We start from the raw sequence: 20,411 nt of genomic DNA on the forward strand, positions 1-20,411 counted from the left end.
ATTTGCTGTACGTAGCTTCTGCAGAAATGTAACAAATAAAAATTAGACACATTAAACGCCAACATGGTATCTTCTTTAATCAATAGTTTGCGTAAATACCTTTTAACCAGTAACAGCAGCCTGAATCGTATCAGCGTTGGCTCGGTTTACTTATTTACTTTTGGTTTTTTAACCCATTAAGCTTCAAAAATTATTTTATCTACCCATGAACAATCTAAAAATTACTCTGTTTTTATGCTCATTTTTACTAATGGGCTGCGACCCCACCGAAGCCCAGCAAAAGAAAGATGCTGTGCCGGCCGCTTATACGCTAACGCCGGCTTTTATTAAACTAGAAATAGAACAACCCGTGGAGTTAACCAGCCCCAACGATGGCACCGATCGAATATTTGTAATTTCGCAGCCGGGTAAAATACACGTATTCCCAAACCAGGCCGAGGTGGCGAGTGCCCCGGTTTTTCTGGACATTGCGGGTAAGGTGGTAAGCGGCGGTGAGCGGGGTTTACTGGGTTTGGCTTTTCATCCGGATTTTAAGAGCAACGGCTATTTTTATGTGAATTATACTGGCGGTAATCCTTTGCAAACCTATATTTCGCGGTTTAAAGTTAACAGTGGCAACCCCAACCAAGCCGATCCGGCGAGTGAAGTAGTGTTACTTAGTTTCCGGCAACCGTATGCTAACCACAATGGAGGTAAAGTAGCGTTTGGCAACGATGGTTACTTGTACGTGGCGGTTGGTGATGGCGGAAGTGGCGGTGACCCGCAAAATTATGCCCAAAACCGCAAAGAGCTTTTAGGTAAAATATTACGCATCGATGTAAATAAAACCACCGGCAATCTGCCGTACGCCATTCCGGCCGATAACCCTTACAAAGGCAATTCTGATGGCTACCGCGAAGAAATATTTGCTTACGGTGTCCGGAACCCATGGCGCTTTAGTTTCGACCGTGCTAGCGGCGCTTTATGGGCCGGCGATGTGGGCCAGAATAAAATTGAGGAAGTAAGCATTATTCAGAAAGGTGGCAACTACGGTTGGCGCATTATGGAAGGCGATGCCTGTTTTGAACCGGCTAACTGCGATAAAACTAACTTAAAAATGCCCATCTGGAGTTTCCAGCAGGGCAACGATACCGGTCGTTCTATAACCGGAGGTTACGTATGCCACGATAAAAACCTGGCCGGTTTAGCGGGTAAATATATTTACGGCGATTTTGTGAGTGGCAATATTTGGGCGCTTACCTTTAACGGCGACAAAGCCGTAAAAAACGAATTAATTACCAAAGTAGAAACCGGTCTTTCGTCGTTTGGCGAGGATAGTAAAAATGGTTTGTACGTGTTGGCTTACGGCGCCGGTAAAATTTATAAATTTAGCCCGGCGAAATAAATGCCGGTAATAATTATCTAAATAATACCCGCGCATAGACAGAAGAATTTAGTTTTATAAAGCTGTTTCAAATTTTAATTCCGAGCAGCATCTGGCGCCATTCGTACTATAATTTAGTATTATTACCGCCAATTCTTATAAGGCTATCAGACTACTCGCCGGTGCCGCTGTTGCAAGGGCAGCAGCTACAGCTATTTTTATAAACGGCTAAACAGGCACTAACAAAAGCTCCGGTTACTTATAGGCCGGGGCTTTTGTTATTACAGAGTATGTTTAAATTTTAATATGCGATTAAAAAGCGGAATAAAATGGCCTCTTTCTCCCATTAATTTCCGTCATTCCGGAAGAATCTTGTAAGTTACCTAATCTGAAGATTCTTTGGGAATGACCGTTTTGGAATGATTCTACTGAATTTGGAATGATTCTACTGAATTTAAACTTACGCTAAGTAGTAAAGCATAATATTTAAAAAGTTTCGGAAGATTTTTTTAACCTTTACTAAGCTAATTACCGGTATTACTATAATTTTAAAAGCTTTGTTTAACCTCGCTCTTAACGTATATGATGCAAAAACCATTGTGGGGAATAGATTTGGGCGGTACCAAAATAGAAGGTGTTGTATTGGCACCGCAACCACCGTATAATGTAATCAGCCGGTTGCGGCTGCCAACCGAAGCAAACCAAGGGTATGCCCACATCATAAACCAAATAGTGCGCGTGGTAGAAATGCTGGCAACCGAAACGGGTTTTCGGGCCGAGGAAATTGGCATAGGCACGCCCGGCTCTTTAGACCCCGTTACCCAAATGCTCCGGAACAGCAATACCACCTGCATGAACGGACAGCCCCTTAAGAAGGATTTAGAACAAGCTTTAGGTATACCGGTTATCATGAGCAACGATGCCAATTGTTTTGCCCTGGCCGAAACGCACCTGGGTGTTGTGCCGGAGACACTGCCGGCGGCCGAAGTAGTAATTGGGCTGATACTTGGTACCGGTGTTGGCAGCGGTATTGTGGTAAACGGTAAAGTACTGCAAGGCCGACAAGGCATAGCCGGGGAGTGGGGGCATAATTTTCTCCATGAATCGGGCGGGGCTTGTTATTGTGGACAGATAGGTTGCGTAGAAACAATTTTATCGGGCCCGGCTTTGCAACGTTTTTACACCAACCTTACCGGCGAAAATTTAACCCTAAAAGAAATTATAGACCGTTATAACAAAGGCACTGATGCCGCCGCCCAGAAAACTGTAGAGCGCCTGATTTTCTTTTTTGGCAAAGCCGTTGCCATACTAATTAATATTCTGGACCCGGATGCCATTATTGTAGGTGGTGGGGTAGGTAATATTCAATTGCTGTACCAGGAGGGCGTGGCCGCCGTAAAGCAACACGTTTTTAATAAAACCCCCGATATATTGGTATTAAAACCAAAATTAGGCGATAGTGCCGGCGTTTTTGGCGCAGCCATGCTTTTGTTATAAGCTTTGCCTGGCTATTTATCTTTTTCTAAATTAAGTAATTACCGGATTGACTGGAATCCGGTAATTACTTAATTTAGAAAACTTCTCTTTATTTACTTCCGCCTGCGTCTTTGGCTTGCGTTAATTTCGGTTAAATATTGGTATAACAGTTTTCGAGGTAAACCATGGCTTCTCCTTCCGTCAGCAGCTTATAAGTCGTTTCTAAAGAATCGTTTTCTGAATCAAAAGAAGTTATCTGCAGCAAGTACAAATCGGTTATGGTTTTGTAGAGCGAAAAAGTAGACGGAATAAAAGTCGGATCTTTTAAAAAATCATCGCACTGAACTATCCCAACCGCCATCTGATCAAAAATATCTATGCGCAGTTTCTTACCACACTCGGTAACAATATAGCCTGTAAAATCCAAATCCATAGGCGAATAATTAGCAAATGGTTTTTGAAAGTAAATATTTACGCATCAGGTAGAAAAGGATTAATTTTATATGTAACAGTTTAAATATATTATTTTAATAATTAAAGATTATTTGTTAAAGCCTGAATTAGTAACTAATTTGAGGTATAGTTAATGAAATTTTTCCAGATACACCAATTTTGCATCTTTAAAAATAGATTATATTTTACAAAGTTAATCAACTTTTTAGGAAGGCCTTGATAATTAATGGGTAGGAAAAAAAGACAGTTATAACTAATTTAAACAAAAATAAATTTACATTTAATAAAGACGGTAAGTTGGTTAATCGGGCGAATAATGGGCCAGGATTAATCTCTGCTTTACCGGTAAATACACAGGTTAAACCAAAATGCTGTACCGCGACAACCAGAATATTCCGCAGAAAATTACGGTAGATTACCGCACGATTCTTGAACGGTTTTGGAAAACCCTGAATTTACACGCCCAACAACACCCCGAAATTGCGGCTTTAAAACTAACCGTACAGCAACTCCATTTTAATCTGATTTTGTCGGATGCCCACCTGAATCATTTGCAAAAGATTTGCCGCTTGTTAAATCAGGAAAAACAGCAGCATGCTATTATCTTAAAATTACACCAGGAGTTTTGCGACGATTTAGAAACTTTTAAAAGAGGAGCCCGGATAAATACTACCAACGAAGTTTATTTCTTAAATTAATTGTAGTTATTTGCCTTATAGCTAGGGTAGTGGTTAAGCAGTTTGATGCAGGCAAAAATTGCTGCGCAGGCTGCAGGTTATTAGCGGTAAGTAAATTCGTTAAAAAGAGCAGTAAAAATACTGCTCTTGGTGCTGAGACCTATAATGCCATGTACTCAATTGAGGGTGTAAGCATTTTTATCTTTAAATTGATAGCTTAAATACGCATGAAGCAATATTTTAAGGCCTAAGCTTATTTCCATGAATCGGAATCTTAGCCTTGATGCTAATTACTTTACCTGTCCGGAGCTTAAGTGCAACGGAAATCTGGAGCTATACTCAGAGTCAGTTTTCGACTAACCTTAAATATCAAACTTCCTCCTGCTGCTTCCGGAATATACTTTATTTAGTATTTTCATCAGCTGGCAGTAATGCAAAAAACTGAGGCAGCCTTTAATAAGTTTGAGCGGTTAAACTTTCTTCTTTTGATCTGGTTTTAAGTAAATTAAGGGCTTTTTCCAACATAATATCGCCACCGGAATGCGGGCTCAATTTGGTGCAATCTATTTCTAAATGGGGCCGGTACAAACTGCGGGGCGTGCCGTTAATATGGTAAAGTTTCTCGACCGGAATAGAAAAACTGATTTTACTGTAAGGCAATTGGTAAATTTTATTGGCTCCGTTAAGGCGGGCCAGTTTGGTGCCCACGGTGGTAGCGCGTTTCATGCCGTCTAAAGCTACCGTTATGCTTTCGCCCAGGCTGCCAGTCCAGTGGTTTACCAAAACTACCAAAGGCTTATCGTAACACTTCTGCCGCGGCGAAACTATTTCCATCCAGCTTCTTTTTACACCGGTTTGTTTTTGTTCGGTGGGTAATTCGTGGCCCTGGTAAAAATGATCTTCCGAAATAAAGCGGCCCAGCAAACCCCTAACGGCAGTATCGTTACCATCCGAAGGGGTTTCGCGCAAATCCAGGATCAGGGCTTTTGTTTGAAATAAATTATCTAACGCCTGGTCAAAAGCCGGAATAAAATTAGAGTCAGCCAGGCAGTTGTTAAATTTAAGATAACCGATGTCGTTGATAATATTCAGTTCGAATAAGCCTGGCTTTTGCTGGGTTGGGCTTAGGTGTGTAGGGGAATCGGGGTAAAAAGTGGTGGTTTTGTTGCGGTAGTAAACGGTTATTTTGCGCGGTTGGGCATGGTTGCCGGCCAGTAAAGTACGGAGGGCAAAATTTTGGGCATCCGGGTTTATTTTAAGTAAAGATTTACTCAGGTAAGCGGTAATGGCTTTTTCTACGGGCACATCGTTTACCGCAATTATTTCCATGCCAGCTTTCATGCCGGCTCGGGCCGCACTATAATTCCGACGTACTTCGGTAATGAGGGGGCGGCTTCTGGTGTATTCGGCCCAAATATCGGTGCCTTCTGGGATAGCACGCGGACCGAACGTAGTATTGTTTATCAAAGTTGCATGGTGGTCATAAATTTCCCATAAAGCCCGCTGCAGCAGTTCAGCAAATTGGGCTGTGTTTTGCACCGAATCGGCTTGCCGCAGGTATATTCCTTTTGCTGCAGCCCAATCTATTTCCTTGTTTTCGAGGTAGCAATAATTATCATTTATAATCTGCCAGAAGTTGGTAAAATCTTCCTGGTACAAATTAGAAGTTGGTTTTGGTGTGCTGGCGGTTAGCGTTACCGCCAGAATTAAAATAGCTAATCCGGTTAAAAATGATTTCATGGCACTGTTCTTTTGTAGGGTTCGTTTCACGCATAGATTCACAAGCATTGGTATTATAAGTTAACCACTGGGGTTAGACGCTGCCGGGTCTTTTAAGTAAGCTAAGCTGGATTTGCTATATAATTTCATTTATCCAGACCAGAATTTAAAGCAAGCTGTGGTGAGTTGTAATATTTATTACCCGAACAGTAGAATCTGAGTAGTTGATTGCGGCCAGGCTACTGCTACCCATAACGATTATCCCAACCGCCGCACCAAGTGCCATCAATTACCTTAATGCCTAGATTTTTCGAGAAATAAAAGGAGGTGCTTGCTGCATTCAAGGGTTTTTATCTCCGGTTCATGCACGAGTACCGGGCGTTTAACTTTTTAAAATTGATTTGCAGTGGCCCCCGGCCCAAATTTGTCCAGGATTTAAAAATGATTAGGCAGCTAATATTGGGTTTCAGTTCTCCGGGAGAACCAGTATAAGTTGCCGTTCAGGGTTAATTCTGTTTAAAAAATCAATTTATCAACCTACAACCTACACAAAACTATGAAAAACACCTCTTTACCGCTGGCCCTGGTGCCGGTTAAAGAAAATGCTCCGTTCGTTACGGCAATGAACCGCTCGTATTGGCAAAAGTATCTGCAGAAAAGTTTTATGTTGCTATTGCTGGCCCTGGTTGGGCTAAGCAGTTGCAAAGAAGATGATAAACCTAAGCCAACGCCAGCCATTACGGCCAATGCCGGCTCCGACCAAACCGTAAACCTGGGACAACTGGTTACCCTCGATGGCAGTGCCTCTTCCGATAATGCTGGTAAAACGCTAGCTTATAACTGGATATTTGTGAGCAAACCAACCGGTAGCAACGCTACGCTTACCAACCCAACCCAGGCCAGACCCACTTTTACCCCCGATGTGGCTGGCGATTATGAACTGGAAGTAACCGTTACCAGCGAAAGTGGTTCGGCGAAAGATAAAGTTATAATAAAAGTAAACGGCAGCGGCAATCCTAACGGCCCATTAACCTTAACCGATCCCATTGATGCGGACCGGGTACTAACCAACCTGGTAGCCGACCCGAACCTGCCGGATTATTTTGTAACCCAGAACTTAATTGTAAACGCCAAATTAACCATTATGCCGGGCGTAGTAATGGCCGTAGAATCGGATAAGGGCATCTACATAAACAAAGATGGCGCTCTGGTGGCTAAAGGCACGGCGGCTCAAAAAATTGTTTTCACCGGGAAAGAAAAAACCAAAGGTTTCTGGGAAGGTATTTTAATAAACTCCAGCAGTACCCAAAACGAAATGGATTTTGTAGAAGTAGCTTATGCTGCCAGTAGCAATTTAATTGGTATTGGGTCTTCTATTAAAGCCAGTGTGGTAGTAAATAATACCGGTACCGCACCGGCGCAAATAAAAATAACCAACTCTACCATTACGCAAGGCAATGGCTATGGCTTGTACCTGAACAATACCGGCGAGCTATCGGGTTTTGCGAATAATACCATTAGCAGCAATACCGGCAGTGCTTTGTATGTGGCCGCCAACCAGGTGCACAAACTAGATGCGGCTTCCAGCTTAACTGGTGGCAACGGTTACAATGGCGTAGAAATAAGAGGTACCGTTAAATTAAACCAAGAAGTAACCTGGCCGGCCTTTACCGATGGCTCTACTTACCTGGCTGTAGAAGATGTAATTGTGGAGTCGGGAATTAAAATTGCCGCCGGTGCTAAATTTGAGTTTGTAACCGATAAAGGATTATACGTTAATGATAACGGGGGCTACTTAGTGGCCAAAGGTACCGCGGCTAATAAAATAAGCTTTACCGGCCGTAACAAAACTACCGGCTTCTGGGCGGGCATTCTGGTATCTTCTTCCAGCCCGCTTAACGAAATGGATTATGTAGAAGTAGCCCATGCCGGAAAGCGTAATTTAATTGGGGTTTCGTCTTCGATTAAAGCAGGTTTATTGCTTTATGGTGGCGCTAACCCCGGCGGTAAATTAAAAGTAACCAACTCCAGCTTTACGCACAGTGGTGGTTATGGCATGTATGTACAAACCGGCCATTCCCAATTAACCGGCTTCTCCAATAATAACTTCAGCAATAATACCGGTGCAGCCATGTACGTAACGGCCAACCAGGTAAATAAACTCGATGCCGCTTCTAAACTGAAAAACAACAATGGTTTTGATGGCGTAGAAACCGAAGGCACCCTGGCCCAGGCCAACGAAGTAAGCTGGCCGGCCTTTACCGATGGCGCTGGCTATTACATCATTAACGACGTTCTTTTGGATAGCGGTTTAAAACTAGAAGCAACGGCCAATGTTGCGCCCAATATTCAGTTTGCCACCGATAAAGCCTTATATGTAAATAACAATGGCTATTTAATTGCCAAAGGTACCGCTACTAACAAAATTAACTTTAGTGGCAAAACGGCCCAGAAAGGTTTCTGGAAAGGCATTATGGTAGCCAGCGAAAGCGACTTAAACGAAATGACGCATGTTGTTATTAACCACGGCGGTAAAACCAACCTCATTGGGGTTTCGGAGAAAGCTAACCTGACGGTGCGGGGTAAACTTAAAATAACTAGCTCGGCCATTAATAATAGTGCCGGCTACGGCTTACTGGTAAAACGCAATGCCGTTATTAATACCGATGCCGGTACCGTTAATACCTATGATGGTAATACCAGCACCGGTTATTTTAAAGAAAACTAATAAGCGTAAACAGTAAAGATTCTAAACCCACCGGAGTAGCAAAAAGGCTGCCCGGTGGTTTTGTTTTAGCTATTAAAAAATAAACATTTAGATTAGTAAACATTGGTGTTGATTTTTAGTTATATAATTATATATTTAAAAAATATAAACCTTCTAACTTAAATCCCCATGAAAAAGCTGATCTACTTATCGCCACTTATGTTTTTAGCCTTTACCTTTAGCAGTTGCGAAACCGATTCGGTTACACCCCAATCCGCCGAAGCCACTATTAGCAGTTCCGAAGCAAAAAAAGCCGATAACTACACTGCGCACCTGCAACCGGAAAATGAAGTGTCGGTCGTGCCAGTTAGCAGCAATGCGACCGGACAAGCTATTTTTAAATTAAGTAAAGACGGTACCGAATTATATTACAAATTGATTGTAGCCAACATTAAGTCAGTACGTTTCGGGCATTTGCACCTGGCCCCGGCGGGTGTAAATGGCGGCGTAGTAGTAGATTTAGTAGGCCGGACCGAAAGTAACCCGAACGGCGTAATAGCTGAGGGGGTAATTACTTCGGCCTCTTTAAAAGGCGCATTAGCCGGCAAAACCCTCGCCGACTTAATTGCCGCCATTGAAGCCGGCCAAATTTATACCAACGTCCATTCCGATGAATATCCGGGCGGCGAAATAAGAGGCCAGGTGAAATAAGAAGTCGATAATTATTTTAAATTACCTTGAATAAAAAACTCGGCATGAACAAGCCGAGTTTTTTATTTTATATCTACTTCTTCCTTTACGGGTGGTAGCAGAAAAAAGTCTTTTGAACCTGCCTGATTAAATTTCTTTACACTATATTAAAATATCTATAAACAAACGATCGGATAATAAAAAAAACCGGTTAATACCGGTTTTTCTGTTTAAAAGGCTTAATATTTACTTGGTTACAGAAGAAAGCTTTTTGCTGTCCAAATCTGCAACTGCTTTCTTAAACATTAAAAGTATACTGACCTTAATCTTTCCAGATGCCAAATTTACCTTGCTGGTAATCTTGGTAAGCTTGCTGTATTTCGGCTTCGGTATTCATTACAAACGGTCCGTAAGCCACAATGGGCTCATGAAAGGGTTGGGCGTGCCCAAATAAAATGACGCTGTCCTGGATAGCTTCCAGTTGTAGTTCTTCGCCATCGTGGTTAAATTCTACCAGGTGCAGTTTGGGCACAGGGGTACCGTTTACCTTTAGTTCGCCTCTAACTACGTACAGGAATATTTCGTGCGCCACCGGAACAGTTGTGGTAAGCAGGCCCCCGGCTTTAAAGTTAATAGTAGCTAACAGAATATTGGTTAAAGATTGGATTGGCGCTTGTACGTCGTCCCACGCACCCGATACTACTTCTACCGTTACTTTGTTTTTGTCTAAATTTACCTTCGGGATATCTTCTTTTTGTACCCCGATGTATTTGGGTTTGGTCATTTTGTACTGGGCAGGCAGGTTTAACCAGAGTTGCAAAATTTCCAGGTCGCCACCGTTAGCCTTAAATTCCTCCGACGATACTTCGGCGTGAATTAAACCGCTGCCGGCCGTCATCCACTGAATGCCACCTGCCTGAATAATACTTTCGTAGCCGCCCGTGTCTTTGTGCATAATATCGCCGGCCAAAATAAACGTTACGGTTTCGAAGCCCCGGTGCGGATGCGGTCCAAAGGGTAAACCGGTATTCCGGGCCGGGTATTTTTGCGGACCGTGGTGATTTAAAAACAAGAAAGGATCTAGATCGCCCAGGTTTAGGGAAGGAGTAGGCATAGCCCGGTAAGTTACCAGGTTACCAATAGGAGCGGCTACAGCCCGGTGTATTTTGTTTATACTGCGCATAGGGTTGGTCCCTTTCAAGAATGTTTATACAGGCAGCAGACTACTGCCATAAAATATTGGTAGCAGTCTGCTGTATAAATTTAATATTTTGCTTACGGGTACTTAGGCTACCTGGTGTATTTCTAACTGCACAAAAAGTTCTTCTTTTTCGCGGCGTACTTTTTTCTGATTGGCCAGCCAGTCGTTATCGGCATCGCGATAGCCCAATGGCAATAAGGTAACACTACGTAACCCTTTTTCTTTCAGGTTCAGCAGTTCGTCCAGCGCAGGGGCATTAAAACCTTCCATGGGAGTAGCATCTACTTGTTCGGTAGCCGCCGCCGCAATAGCAATACCAAAAGCAATATAGGCCTGGCGGGCGGCCCACTGGTAATTTTGCTCTTGGGTATTTTTTTGAGCTATGCTCAGCAAAACACTTTTAAAACCAGCCAGCGACTCAAGCGTAACGCCACGGGTTGCGGCGGTGTGGTTAATGTAATCTGTAATATGGTCTTCGGTAATATCTTCCCAGGCGGCAAAAACAAGCAGGTGCGAGGCTTCTACAATTTGCGGTTGGTTATTAGCTACCTGCTGAATTTGCTTGCGCAGGTTTTCGTCTTCTATCACCAAAATAGTGTAAGGCTGCAAACCCATAGAAGATGGGGCCAACCGGGTAGCATCTAAAATGTTCTCTATTTTTTCCTGGGGTACTTTCAGGTTGTTCATTCGTTTAACTGCGTAGCGCCAGTTTAAAGCTTCAAGTAATTCCATAATAAAATATTAATTTTGATTTTGTTTAATTATTAAAATATTAACTGTGTAATTTTTGTTTATTTATATTACTAATTATAACAGTGTTAGGTTTTAAGTAAAAATAAAAGCAAACTACTGTTTGCCTGTACTCTTAAGAAATTAAAGCTTAGTTTTCTATATTTTTGATAAAGCCTTGCACGGCATCTTGTAAAACCGAGGCGTGGAGGTTATCCGGACAAACCTGGTTAAGTAGATTTATGGAAACCAAACCGTGCAACATCGACCAGAATGTATGGAATTTAAGAAACGGATCTACCTGATCGGTTTTATTTCCTTCGGCAATCAAAGCTTTAATGCTACCTTGTACCAAATCAGTAAACTGACCCAATTCTGCCACTTGCCGAACCGTTTCGCAGGTAGGCATGCCTAAACCATACATTAACTGGTAATATTCTTTATTCCGGAAAGCAAAGTCCCAGTAAGCCTGGGCCATTTTTTCTAATTGACGGGCCGGGTTAGCATCCTGTGCGCGTGCTTCTTTTAAGCAAACGTTTAGTTGCCGGAAACCTTTTTTAGTAAACTCCAGCAAAATTGCATCTTTGTTTTCGTAGTGGCTGTAAATAACCGGAATACTGTATTCTATGGCATCGGCAATTTTCCGGATCGACAGCGCCTGCCAGCCTTCTTCCAGCACAATTGCCCAGGCCGCCCGGATGATACTTTCCCGGATTTCCTCTTTGTGCCTTAGTTTACGTTCGGTTATACCCATTTTACTAATTGTTATTTTATATAACAGTGTTAGCAAAGGTAATGCCAAATAAATAATAATCAAATATTTGGCAGAATATTATTTATATAGATCAGGCTGAGCGTTCTAGGGGTTAAACTTGCCGGTACCTTATATATTCCTGCTGTTGTGTATAAATTATAACCAATCTATTAAGTGTATAGCAATTATTACATAAAATTTCAGAACTTTCGGGCCCGAAAACTCCATAAATCGGGATAATAATTGCGTTAGTAAGTATTCAAATAATAGTATAATGGCTACGGAAAAAAACAAAGAAACTTTATTTAATGAAATAGAAGACCAATTGCAAACCCAGGGTTTTACCATCGATAAACAAGATCAAACCCGGCCTTGGGGTGGTTTTTTCGTGATTAACGAAGATCAGGCGCAGGCATTTGCCGATAAATTTTTCGACGGAATGCCCGTGGATAGATTAAGAATTTCGGGTAAACTAAGCCCTAAAATACTGGTAGTAGCTCCACAAAAAAGACTTTCCTGGCAATATCATTTCCGGCGTGCCGAAATCTGGAAAGTAATACAAGGCAAAGTAGGCGTGGTTACCAGCAATACCGACGAAGAGGGCGAACTGAAAACCCACGAACTGGGCTCTTTAATTACGTTAAAACAAGGTGAACGCCACCGTTTAGTTGGTTTAGATGATTGGGGGGTACTCGCCGAAATCTGGCAGCATACCGATGCTGCCAATCCATCCGACGAAGATGATATTGTGCGGGTACAAGACGATTTCGGCCGCTAATATATTTATCATAAAAAAGTAAAAAAAAGATTTGTTAGAAAAACGAGTATTATTTTTACTTCTGGCAAAAGTATCTAAACTTTAAAAACCATAAAACAAAACCGCAAGCCTTTTAGCTAAGGCTTGCGGTTTTGTTTTATGCGCCTTACCTCAATGTGCTGGTACGCTGTAATCCAATTAATTTAAGCCAGCAATCATGCGATTATTATTGAACCGGTAAAGACTACAGCCACATTTACCTAGGGGCGTCTACTTTGGCCCTATTGGTTAATTCTTGGCCTATTATTTTTATTATAAGTCGCTTCTTCTATTTAGTGGGTCAGTTATTTTAATCAATATTAAATTTAAATTATTCTGAGAAAAATTAATATAAAGGTAATATGTATATATGTTGTAGATTTTCTAAAATAAGCTAGGTTTGTGTATAAAAATTAAAAACAATCAGGTTTAATATTGCTAGAATGTAAAATTTGCAAAATATTATATTTTATTTAAATATTTTGAAAATTTATTATCTTGGCTTATTCTTCTTAGCACCTTTTCGCAGATTGTTTTACCTAATTACATTTATATGCTACCAGAACTAGGTGATTTTACTGACGAGCAACTTTTTTTATTCTTAAAAGAAGATAATAAGGGTGCTTTTAATGAAATCTACAACCGGTACTGGGCTAGTTTATTTAATCAGGCATACAAAAGACTGGGAAGCCGCGAACTCACCGAAGAGGTACTCCAGGATTTATTTACCAAACTCTGGCTCAATCGGCAACAGATTAATATTTCCCATTCGGTAGCGGCATACCTGGCGGTTTCAGTTAAATATTTAGTTTTAAACCAATTAGAGAAAGAAGCCGTCCGGAAGAAATTTGCGCGCACGCACCAGCCGCTAACCAATGCTAACTTAACCGAAGAAGCTATACTGTTTAACGAACTAGGCAGTTTGGTAACCCAGGAAGTAGAAAAATTACCGGAAAAGTGCCAGTCGGTTTTTGTGTTAAGCCGTTACGAGCAATATTCAAATAAAGACATTGCCCAAGAATTAAATATTTCCGAAAAAACCGTTGAAAACCACATCAGCAAAGCCATTAAAATTTTAAAAGTAAATCTGAAAGAATCAATTGTTTCGGTGCTGCTTTTGGGTAGTGGTATCTTTTAAGTTGGGCTTGTCTGCCTTAACAACAATCCGGATTTCCCGTCTTTATCACTTTCTTCCAAAAAATAAAAAAATATTTACTCAGCAGTAGGGGGTAATGCCTTTTTACCTGACATACTATTATAGCCATTTACCGGTGCCTTTACATAAGTATGAAAAATAAAATTCCTGGCGAATTAATTCAGAAATATTTAGCCGGGAAATGCTCGCCGGCCGAAAAGAGAATAATTGACGAATGGTATGCTGGTTTTGAGGAGGCTCCAGATTTCATAGATGCAATAGCGGTAACCGCTCAGGACCAGCTTAAAAAAGATTTATTTACCCGGATTAATGAGAATATCACCGAGGCCGAAAAAGATAGAGAGCACGAAGCTGAAACCAAGGTGTTTTCTATTAACCAGTTTAGCCCGTTTAAGAAAGTAGCATTTACTATTAGTAAAATAGCGGCAATGCTGTTGCTGGCGGCAGGTATAGGGTTTATTGCTTACAATAATTTTTCAGAAAAACGGGCTTCTGTTGTAAGTACTACTGGTAAAATATTTAATAATCCGGGAAAACAGGTTAAAATTATTACGCTTCCGGACAGGAGCCGGGTTTGGTTGCAGGAAAACAGCCAATTAACAGTTTCTAATGATTTTAACCAGATTAAGCGGGCCGTAACTTTAACCGGCGAGGCTTTTTTTGAAGTAGCAAAAGATAAAAACCGGCCTTTCGAGATTACTACCGGTGGCGTACTTACCCGGGTGTTGGGCACAAGTTTTAATATTAAGGCTTATACAAAAGACCCTACCGTAGAGATTTCGGTAATTACAGGACAGGTAGCCGTGCTAAAGAATGAGCCCGAACCGATTACCAGTACTGACCCGTTAGCATCGCCAGCGATTCTTTTGCTGCCAAACCAAAAAGTAACTTACCAAAAAGAAAACCAGGCATTGATTAAGAAAAAAGTTTTAGCCACCGACCGGCAATTGGTTTGGGCCAGAACTTCGGTTTATTTTCAGGATACACCCATTCGGGAAGTAATTAAAAAGTTAAACGAGCAATTTGCTACTAACATAAAACCAGAGAATCCAGCTATTAACAATTGCTCTATTTACGGTGATTTTACAAATCAGAATTTGCCGGAAATACTGGAAGTAATTTGTAAATCTATTGAAGCAGAATATAAATTATATAAAAACGAAATAATTATTTCCGGGGCAGGCTGTCTGGAAAGTAAACCATTACCTTAAACCTTACCCGTATGGCTAAATAATTACTTCTCCATTATTTCTAAAAAAGAATAGGCGTGTTGCGACCACCCCTATTCTCTACAAGCGGACAAACCTATCGTAGCGATAGGCCAGGCGCTTATTGTCTTATTTTTCACGAAAACAAAACAATCAAATGTATGAAAATTAAACTGTTTTCTTATGTAGATATCGGTAAAATTATGAGGATTACCCTTCTGCAATTACTAGCCATTATTTTATTAGTTAACCTGGTGCAGGCCCGGGAGCTAAAGGCGCAAACTATTTTAAATAAAACAGTATCGCTAAAAATTGCTAACACCAGTTTAGGTACCGTTTTAAGCTTAATAGAAAAACAAACCACCGTAAAATTTGTGTACAGCAAAGAATTTATTAACAGCGACAAGCTGGTATCCTTACACATAAAAGATAAAAATTTAAGGAAAGCACTCGATGAATTGTTAAAGCCCTTAAATATTGCCTACGAGGTAGTAAATGGCCAAATATTGCTTCGCCGGAAAGTAACAATGCCAGCCACCTCTGATTTTACAGAACCAGATAAGGCGCAGCAACCTGTAGCAACTGATTTAGCCATTACCGGAAAAGTAACCGACGACAAAGGAGAGCCTTTGCCTGGGGTTACGGTAGTGGTAAAAGGTACCGTAAATGGTACAACTACTAATGCAGGTGGTGCTTTTTCTCTTAATTTACCAGAGGCAACAGGTACCCTCATATTTTCTTACATTGGTTATGTAACCCGCGAAGTAAATATTTCGGGCGGGCAAACCAACTTTAATGTAACGCTGCAGACCGATGCCAAAAGCCTGGAAGAAGTGGTAGTGGTAGGGTACGGTACCCAGAAAAAAGAAAATCTTACCGGAGCGGTATCTACGGTTACCAGCAAAGAAATAGAAAACCGGCCGGTATCGAGTGTTGCAATGGCCTTACAAGGCGTGGCACCGGGTCTGGCGATTACCCGCTCTACGGGCCAGCCCGGCGAAGAAGGGATCGGTATGCAAATACGCGGAGCCACTTCGGCCAACGGCAACATAGAACCGCTCATTGTGGTAGATGGCGTTACCAGTCCGGGGGTTACTTTGCAAACCTTAAACCCGAACGATATTGAAAGTATTACCGTGTTAAAAGACGCGGCGGCCGCTGCTATTTACGGAGCTCAGGCGGCGGGTGGTGTTATACTGGTTACCTCTAAAAAAGGCAAGTCGGGCAAAACTGTATTTGAATATTCTTCTATAGTTGGTACCGATTGGGCTTTGAATGTGCCGGAAAGAATGGCCACCTGGGAGGAACTGGAATATAACAACCTGGCCCGTTTAAATTCAGGCTCGGCAGCCGCCCACACCGCCGAAACCATTCAGATTTTAAAAGAAGGCACCATGGAGTACCGGGTTAACCCCAACGATACTACCCGGTACCAATATTTCGGTAACAAGAGTATTGTAGACCAGCTGCTACGGAAAAATACGCTGATGCATACCCATAATATATCGGCACGGGGCGGTACCGAAAAGTTGAATTTTATGCTTTCTGTTGGCTACTACAACAAGCAAGGCGTATTTAAAGTAGGGCCAGATAAAAGTGATCGGTATAATATCCGGCTAAATTTGGGTACCCAGTTAACCAAGCACCTATCGCTCGATTCCCGTTTAACTTATACGTTACAACAACAGGAGGCATCATCGGCAAACTTAAACGGCAACGGCAACTTGCTGTTTAATATTTACCGGTACTCGAGTATCAATCCTTTGTTAACCCCGGAAGGACGTTATAATACTGCTTCTGGTGCTACGGCTTATGCCATAATGGATGCGGGCGGATACAATAACTACAACCGTAATTTTTTTGATGGCGTTTTTACCGCCAAAATAAATAACGTGGTAAAAGGCCTGGAACTCCGGGGCGTGTACGGGGTACAGTACCGCGCCGGCGATAGGGAAATCTTTCGGCGCACCGTGCAAAGGTGGTACCGGACTGCTCCCGGCGATATTTTGAATACGCCTAATTCCTACTCAGTTAGCCACGATTTAACCCAAAATAATAACCTGCAATTTCTTGCCGATTATAACTACTCCCTGGGTACAAAACACCAGTTTCACCTGCTGGGCGGCTACCAGTGGGAAGACAGCCGTTTTGAAGACATTTCAACCGGCGTTACAAACTTAGTAAGCAACGATTTACCGTCTTTGGGTTTAGGCGACGAAACAACCAAAACCAACAGCCAAAGAATTAATACCTATGCTTTTCAATCTTATTTTGGCCGGTTTAACTACAGCTTTGCAAATAAATATTTGTTTGAAGCCACCTTTCGGGTTGATGAAAGCTCCCGTTTGGCCCCCGGTTTAAGAACCCAGTCCTTTCCGTCTTTATCAGCGGGCTGGAACATGCACCGGGAACCCTGGTTTAGAATTAAAGGTGTTTCTGAGTTTAAACTAAGAGGTTCCTGGGGTACATTGGGTGCTGCTTCCGGTATTGGTCTTTACGATTACCTGGCCCTTATCAACCGGGGTGCCAATCTGGTGCTGGGCTCGCCCGAAGTAAAAAGTACTTATTTTTTCCAAAACGTTATGCCATCGTCCAAACTTTCCTGGGAGACCATAGAAACCACCAACGGCGGAATAGATATTGGTTTATTCCGGAACCGGATTCAGGCCAGCTTTGATTATTACGTAAAGTTTAACCGCAATATGCTTACGGCAATCCAGTTACCGGCTACGTTTGGGGTAGGTACTCCCCGGATAAACAATGGGGAGCTTAAATCCTGGGGTTGGGAATCAGAGCTCCGGTACCGCGACCGGATCGGCGAAAATTTTAATTTTTCTTTTGCTTTTAACCTGTCGGATAATCAGAATGAGCTCATTAATTTTTCCGGCCGGCGAGTTATCTCGGCGGGTACCGTCAGCACCATCGAAGGGTACCCGCTTAATACCATTTGGGGTTACCAAACCGAAGGTTATTTCCAGACCAATGAAGAAGTGAAGGCCGCGGCGTTCCAGGACAGCAGAACTGCCGCCGGCGATATAAAATACCGCGACGTAAACGGCGATAATAAAATTACGGTGGGTACCGGCAGTGTAGAAGACCACGGCGATTTGATTTACCAGGGCACCACGCAGCCGCGCTACTTATTTGGGGTAAACTTAAATGCCCAGTGGAAAAATTTTGATTTTACTGCCTTTTTCCAGGGCGTTGGCAAGCGGAACTTTGTTCCTACCCGGCAGGCCCTCGACCCCAGTATTGCCACTTATTACCAGGCTTTGGCCGTACACCGCGACTATTGGACCCCCGAAAATCCCAACGCCATGTTTCCGCGGCCCTTTGTTAATGCTACACACAATTATTTAACCGCCGATAAATGGATTCTAAATGGCCGTTACATTAGGTTAAAGAATATTCAGGTGGGTTATACATTACCGCAAGTCTTGGTAAGCAAGGTGAAAATATCCCGCGCCCGGCTTTACTTTACCGGTCAGGATTTGCTCACTTTTTCAGGCTTGGGTAAGTTTAAGGGGTACTTTGATCCCGAACAGCGCGATGGTGTTGCCGCTGATTATCCCTTCTTTGCTACCGGTGCCCTGGGGCTAAATATTACCTTTTAAGTAGCTTTTTAATTCTAGTTTACCAGAAAAATATGAAAACCCAAATATTTAAACTATATGCCTTTGTTCTTTTCCTCGGCTTTTGCAGTTGTGAGGTAGAACGCATACCCGAAACCCAAATAACCGATCCTTCTTTTTGGAAATCTGAATCCGATATTCAGGCGGCGGCCAATTATTTTTACACTTTTTTGCCCGGGTTTAGCCGCGACGAGGTTTGGTCTGATAATGCTTATGGTACCCAAAGCGATCCAATTAGCGATGGTTCCCGGTTGGCGCCGGCCACCGCCACCGATTATTCATCGCCTTACCAATTAATTAGAGCGGCCAATAACCTTCTGGAAAAGGTGCCCTCGGCCCCGGTGCCAGAGGCCACTAAAACCCTGTATATGGCCGAAGCCCGGTTCTTTAGAGCATTTGGATACGGGCAATTGGTGCAAAAATACGGCAATGTACCCCTCATTTTAAAAACTTTACGCGATGATTCACCGGAACTGGAGCAGGGGGCTGCTCCGCGGCAAGAAGTAGTAAACCAAATTTATGAAGATTTAGATTACGCGGCTGCTAATTTACCTACGCCCACCGTTTTAGGCAGTGCGGCATACGGACGAATTTCTAATACGGCAGCTTTGGCCATGAAAGCCAGAATAGCGTTGTTTGAGGGTACCCGGGCTAAGTTTCACAACGATGGTGACCCGGTTAAGCACCTTACCGTGGCAGTTAGTGCGGCTAAAGCCGTAATGGACAGTAAACAGCATGCCCTGTTGGCTAACTATGGTAACCTGTTTCAGTATGCCGGCGAAGGGCCTCAGAATAAAGAAAACATTCTGGTAAAGAAATACGGCACCGATGCTGCTAACCTGGTGCTAAACCATAATTTTTCGGAAAATATCTATACCGGCGGCGTAAACCCCACCAAAAGTTTAGTAGATAGTTATTTAATGAAAGATGGATTACCCATTACCAAGTCGCCGTTGTACACTACCCCGGTAACCTCGGTAGATGTTTTCCGGGACCGGGATGAGCGGTTAGCGGCTTCGGTATTTAAACAAGGCGAGCCGTACAATACCGGTGCTACTTTTACTACCCCGCTCAATTACCACAAAACCGGGTTTAATTCTAAAAAATATTTTAACGCCCTGGATTTTACTACCCGTAAGGCATTAATAGATTTAGTTCTGCTCCGGTACGCCGAAGTACTCTTAACTTACGCCGAAGCGCAATATGAATTAACCAATAGCATTACCGATGCAGACCTGGATATTTCAATTAATCTGTTGCGGCAACGCGGCAAAATCGCTAACCTGACCAATGCCTTTGTACAAGCCAACGGGCTAGACATGCGGGAAGAAATCCGTCGGGAGCGCCGGGTAGAATTGGCATTAGAAAATATGCGTTACTGGGATTTAATCCGGTGGAAAACCGCCGAAATAGAGTTGCCTAAACCGGTTTTGGGTAATTATTTCTTTAGGAATGAATTTGGTACCCAAACCCCGGTGGTGGTAAATACCGAAGGTTTTATTGTGGCGCAAAATGCTTCTTTTCGTCGTTTCGACCCCGCTAAAGATTATTTATGGCCGTTACCGGTAAATGAATTAGGTTTGAATCCGGCCCTGCAACAAAACCCAAAATGGTAGCAATTCTTTCCTTATAATGCTTTTAATCTTTCAATTGTAATTAAGTCGGCTATTTAATTTAGAACCTGTTTAATGTTAAAAATTATAGAACAAAACCGCCTTGGACATCGGTCAGGTAGCAAAAAGTTTAATAATGGCTTGCTGTCTCTTTTGTACCGCACCCCTAAACAGGTTCTTTATCTTCTGCCGAATTAAATGTTTTGAAAAAATAATTACACATTAATCTGGAGAAAA

At 42.4% G+C, this 20,411-nt stretch carries 15 protein-coding genes; 10 read left to right on the forward strand and 5 right to left on the reverse strand.

The genetic code is table 11. The features are described 5' to 3' along the window. Positions 1 to 205: 205 nt before the first annotated feature. Together ACO1R6_RS19825 and ACO1R6_RS19830 are read left to right on the forward strand one after the other, a co-directional pair. Positions 206 to 1,384, forward strand: coding sequence for a PQQ-dependent sugar dehydrogenase (locus ACO1R6_RS19825; protein WP_486266842.1), 1,179 nt, complete (start codon positions 206 to 208; stop codon positions 1,382 to 1,384). A gap of 561 nt (positions 1,385 to 1,945) precedes the next feature. After that, the gene (locus tag ACO1R6_RS19830) at positions 1,946 to 2,860 is read left to right on the forward strand and encodes an ROK family protein (RefSeq protein ID WP_486266843.1); all 915 of its coding nucleotides are present in this window, start codon (positions 1,946 to 1,948) and stop codon (positions 2,858 to 2,860) included. Between the two features lie 130 nt (positions 2,861 to 2,990). Here the strand turns inward: ACO1R6_RS19830 and ACO1R6_RS19835 are convergent, their stop codons facing one another. Next, positions 2,991 to 3,272 (reverse strand): hypothetical protein, encoded by a 282-nt coding sequence (locus ACO1R6_RS19835; protein WP_486266844.1) that lies wholly within the window; start codon positions 3,270 to 3,272, stop codon positions 2,991 to 2,993. Positions 3,273 to 3,660: 388 nt separating this feature from the next. On the opposite strand from ACO1R6_RS19835, the gene ACO1R6_RS19840 reads away from it, so the two are divergent. Beyond that, positions 3,661 to 3,990 (forward strand): hypothetical protein, encoded by a 330-nt coding sequence (locus ACO1R6_RS19840; protein ID WP_486266845.1) that lies wholly within the window; start codon positions 3,661 to 3,663, stop codon positions 3,988 to 3,990. Positions 3,991 to 4,422: 432 nt separating this feature from the next. Here ACO1R6_RS19840 and ACO1R6_RS19845 read toward each other — a convergent pair whose 3' ends face one another. Next, the gene (locus tag ACO1R6_RS19845; protein ID WP_486266846.1) at positions 4,423 to 5,709 is read right to left on the reverse strand and encodes a S41 family peptidase; all 1,287 of its coding nucleotides are present in this window, start codon (positions 5,707 to 5,709) and stop codon (positions 4,423 to 4,425) included. 535 nt (positions 5,710 to 6,244) lie between these two features. Here ACO1R6_RS19845 and ACO1R6_RS19850 point away from each other — a divergent pair. Beyond that, positions 6,245 to 8,416, forward strand: a complete 2,172-nt coding sequence (locus tag ACO1R6_RS19850) for a PKD domain-containing protein (protein WP_486266847.1) — start codon at positions 6,245 to 6,247, stop codon at positions 8,414 to 8,416. Positions 8,417 to 8,584: 168 nt separating this feature from the next. Continuing rightward, complete coding sequence (locus tag ACO1R6_RS19855) at positions 8,585 to 9,106, forward strand: CHRD domain-containing protein (RefSeq protein ID WP_486266848.1); 522 nt, start codon at positions 8,585 to 8,587, stop codon at positions 9,104 to 9,106. Positions 9,107 to 9,407: 301 nt separating this feature from the next. Here the strand turns inward: ACO1R6_RS19855 and ACO1R6_RS19860 are convergent, their stop codons facing one another. The 3 genes from ACO1R6_RS19860 to ACO1R6_RS19870 form a co-directional block, all read right to left on the reverse strand. Beyond that, entirely contained in the window at positions 9,408 to 10,286 is an 879-nt protein-coding gene (locus ACO1R6_RS19860) for a pirin family protein (protein WP_486266849.1), read from the reverse strand. Between the two features lie 84 nt (positions 10,287 to 10,370). After that, the gene (locus ACO1R6_RS19865; protein WP_486266850.1) at positions 10,371 to 11,018 is read right to left on the reverse strand and encodes a nitroreductase family protein; all 648 of its coding nucleotides are present in this window, start codon (positions 11,016 to 11,018) and stop codon (positions 10,371 to 10,373) included. Between the two features lie 148 nt (positions 11,019 to 11,166). Next, the gene (locus tag ACO1R6_RS19870) at positions 11,167 to 11,769 is read right to left on the reverse strand and encodes a TetR/AcrR family transcriptional regulator (protein WP_486266851.1); all 603 of its coding nucleotides are present in this window, start codon (positions 11,767 to 11,769) and stop codon (positions 11,167 to 11,169) included. A gap of 274 nt (positions 11,770 to 12,043) precedes the next feature. Between ACO1R6_RS19870 and ACO1R6_RS19875 the strand changes: the two genes are divergently transcribed. The 5 genes from ACO1R6_RS19875 to ACO1R6_RS19895 all read left to right on the forward strand — a co-directional run bounded on the left by ACO1R6_RS19875 (position 12,044) and on the right by ACO1R6_RS19895 (position 20,177). Then, complete coding sequence (locus ACO1R6_RS19875; RefSeq protein WP_486266852.1) at positions 12,044 to 12,547, forward strand: cupin domain-containing protein; 504 nt, start codon at positions 12,044 to 12,046, stop codon at positions 12,545 to 12,547. Positions 12,548 to 13,118: 571 nt separating this feature from the next. Continuing rightward, positions 13,119 to 13,703 carry an RNA polymerase sigma-70 factor gene (locus ACO1R6_RS19880; protein WP_486266853.1) on the forward strand — a complete coding sequence of 195 codons (585 nt, stop codon included), beginning with the start codon at positions 13,119 to 13,121 and terminating at the stop codon, positions 13,701 to 13,703. Between the two features lie 149 nt (positions 13,704 to 13,852). Then, positions 13,853 to 14,932 (forward strand): FecR family protein, encoded by a 1,080-nt coding sequence (locus ACO1R6_RS19885; RefSeq protein WP_486266854.1) that lies wholly within the window; start codon positions 13,853 to 13,855, stop codon positions 14,930 to 14,932. A gap of 158 nt (positions 14,933 to 15,090) precedes the next feature. Beyond that, the gene (locus ACO1R6_RS19890; RefSeq protein ID WP_486266855.1) at positions 15,091 to 18,543 is read left to right on the forward strand and encodes a TonB-dependent receptor; all 3,453 of its coding nucleotides are present in this window, start codon (positions 15,091 to 15,093) and stop codon (positions 18,541 to 18,543) included. A gap of 32 nt (positions 18,544 to 18,575) precedes the next feature. After that, positions 18,576 to 20,177 (forward strand): RagB/SusD family nutrient uptake outer membrane protein, encoded by a 1,602-nt coding sequence (locus ACO1R6_RS19895; protein ID WP_486266856.1) that lies wholly within the window; start codon positions 18,576 to 18,578, stop codon positions 20,175 to 20,177. Positions 20,178 to 20,411: the final 234 nt, after the last annotated feature.

The sequence above is a fragment of the Adhaeribacter sp. genome (genome assembly GCF_057359045.1).

What these genes read in the sequence shown, in the direction of transcription:
- ACO1R6_RS19870 (WP_486266851.1), bottom strand. Translation starts at nt 11,769, where the DNA reads ATGGGTATAACCGAACGTAAACTAAGGCACAAAGAGGAAATCCGGGAA.
- ACO1R6_RS19825 (WP_486266842.1), top strand. Translation starts at nt 206, where the DNA reads ATGAACAATCTAAAAATTACTCTGTTTTTATGCTCATTTTTACTAATG.
- ACO1R6_RS19855 (WP_486266848.1), top strand. Translation starts at nt 8,585, where the DNA reads ATGAAAAAGCTGATCTACTTATCGCCACTTATGTTTTTAGCCTTTACC.
- ACO1R6_RS19875 (WP_486266852.1), top strand. Translation starts at nt 12,044, where the DNA reads ATGGCTACGGAAAAAAACAAAGAAACTTTATTTAATGAAATAGAAGAC.
- ACO1R6_RS19850 (WP_486266847.1), top strand. Translation starts at nt 6,245, where the DNA reads ATGAAAAACACCTCTTTACCGCTGGCCCTGGTGCCGGTTAAAGAAAAT.
- ACO1R6_RS19840 (WP_486266845.1), top strand. Translation starts at nt 3,661, where the DNA reads ATGCTGTACCGCGACAACCAGAATATTCCGCAGAAAATTACGGTAGAT.
- ACO1R6_RS19890 (WP_486266855.1), top strand. Translation starts at nt 15,091, where the DNA reads ATGAAAATTAAACTGTTTTCTTATGTAGATATCGGTAAAATTATGAGG.
- ACO1R6_RS19880 (WP_486266853.1), top strand. Translation starts at nt 13,119, where the DNA reads ATGCTACCAGAACTAGGTGATTTTACTGACGAGCAACTTTTTTTATTC.
- ACO1R6_RS19845 (WP_486266846.1), bottom strand. Translation starts at nt 5,709, where the DNA reads ATGAAATCATTTTTAACCGGATTAGCTATTTTAATTCTGGCGGTAACG.
- ACO1R6_RS19835 (WP_486266844.1), bottom strand. Translation starts at nt 3,272, where the DNA reads ATGGATTTGGATTTTACAGGCTATATTGTTACCGAGTGTGGTAAGAAA.
- ACO1R6_RS19885 (WP_486266854.1), top strand. Translation starts at nt 13,853, where the DNA reads ATGAAAAATAAAATTCCTGGCGAATTAATTCAGAAATATTTAGCCGGG.
- ACO1R6_RS19865 (WP_486266850.1), bottom strand. Translation starts at nt 11,018, where the DNA reads ATGGAATTACTTGAAGCTTTAAACTGGCGCTACGCAGTTAAACGAATG.
- ACO1R6_RS19830 (WP_486266843.1), top strand. Translation starts at nt 1,946, where the DNA reads ATGATGCAAAAACCATTGTGGGGAATAGATTTGGGCGGTACCAAAATA.
- ACO1R6_RS19895 (WP_486266856.1), top strand. Translation starts at nt 18,576, where the DNA reads ATGAAAACCCAAATATTTAAACTATATGCCTTTGTTCTTTTCCTCGGC.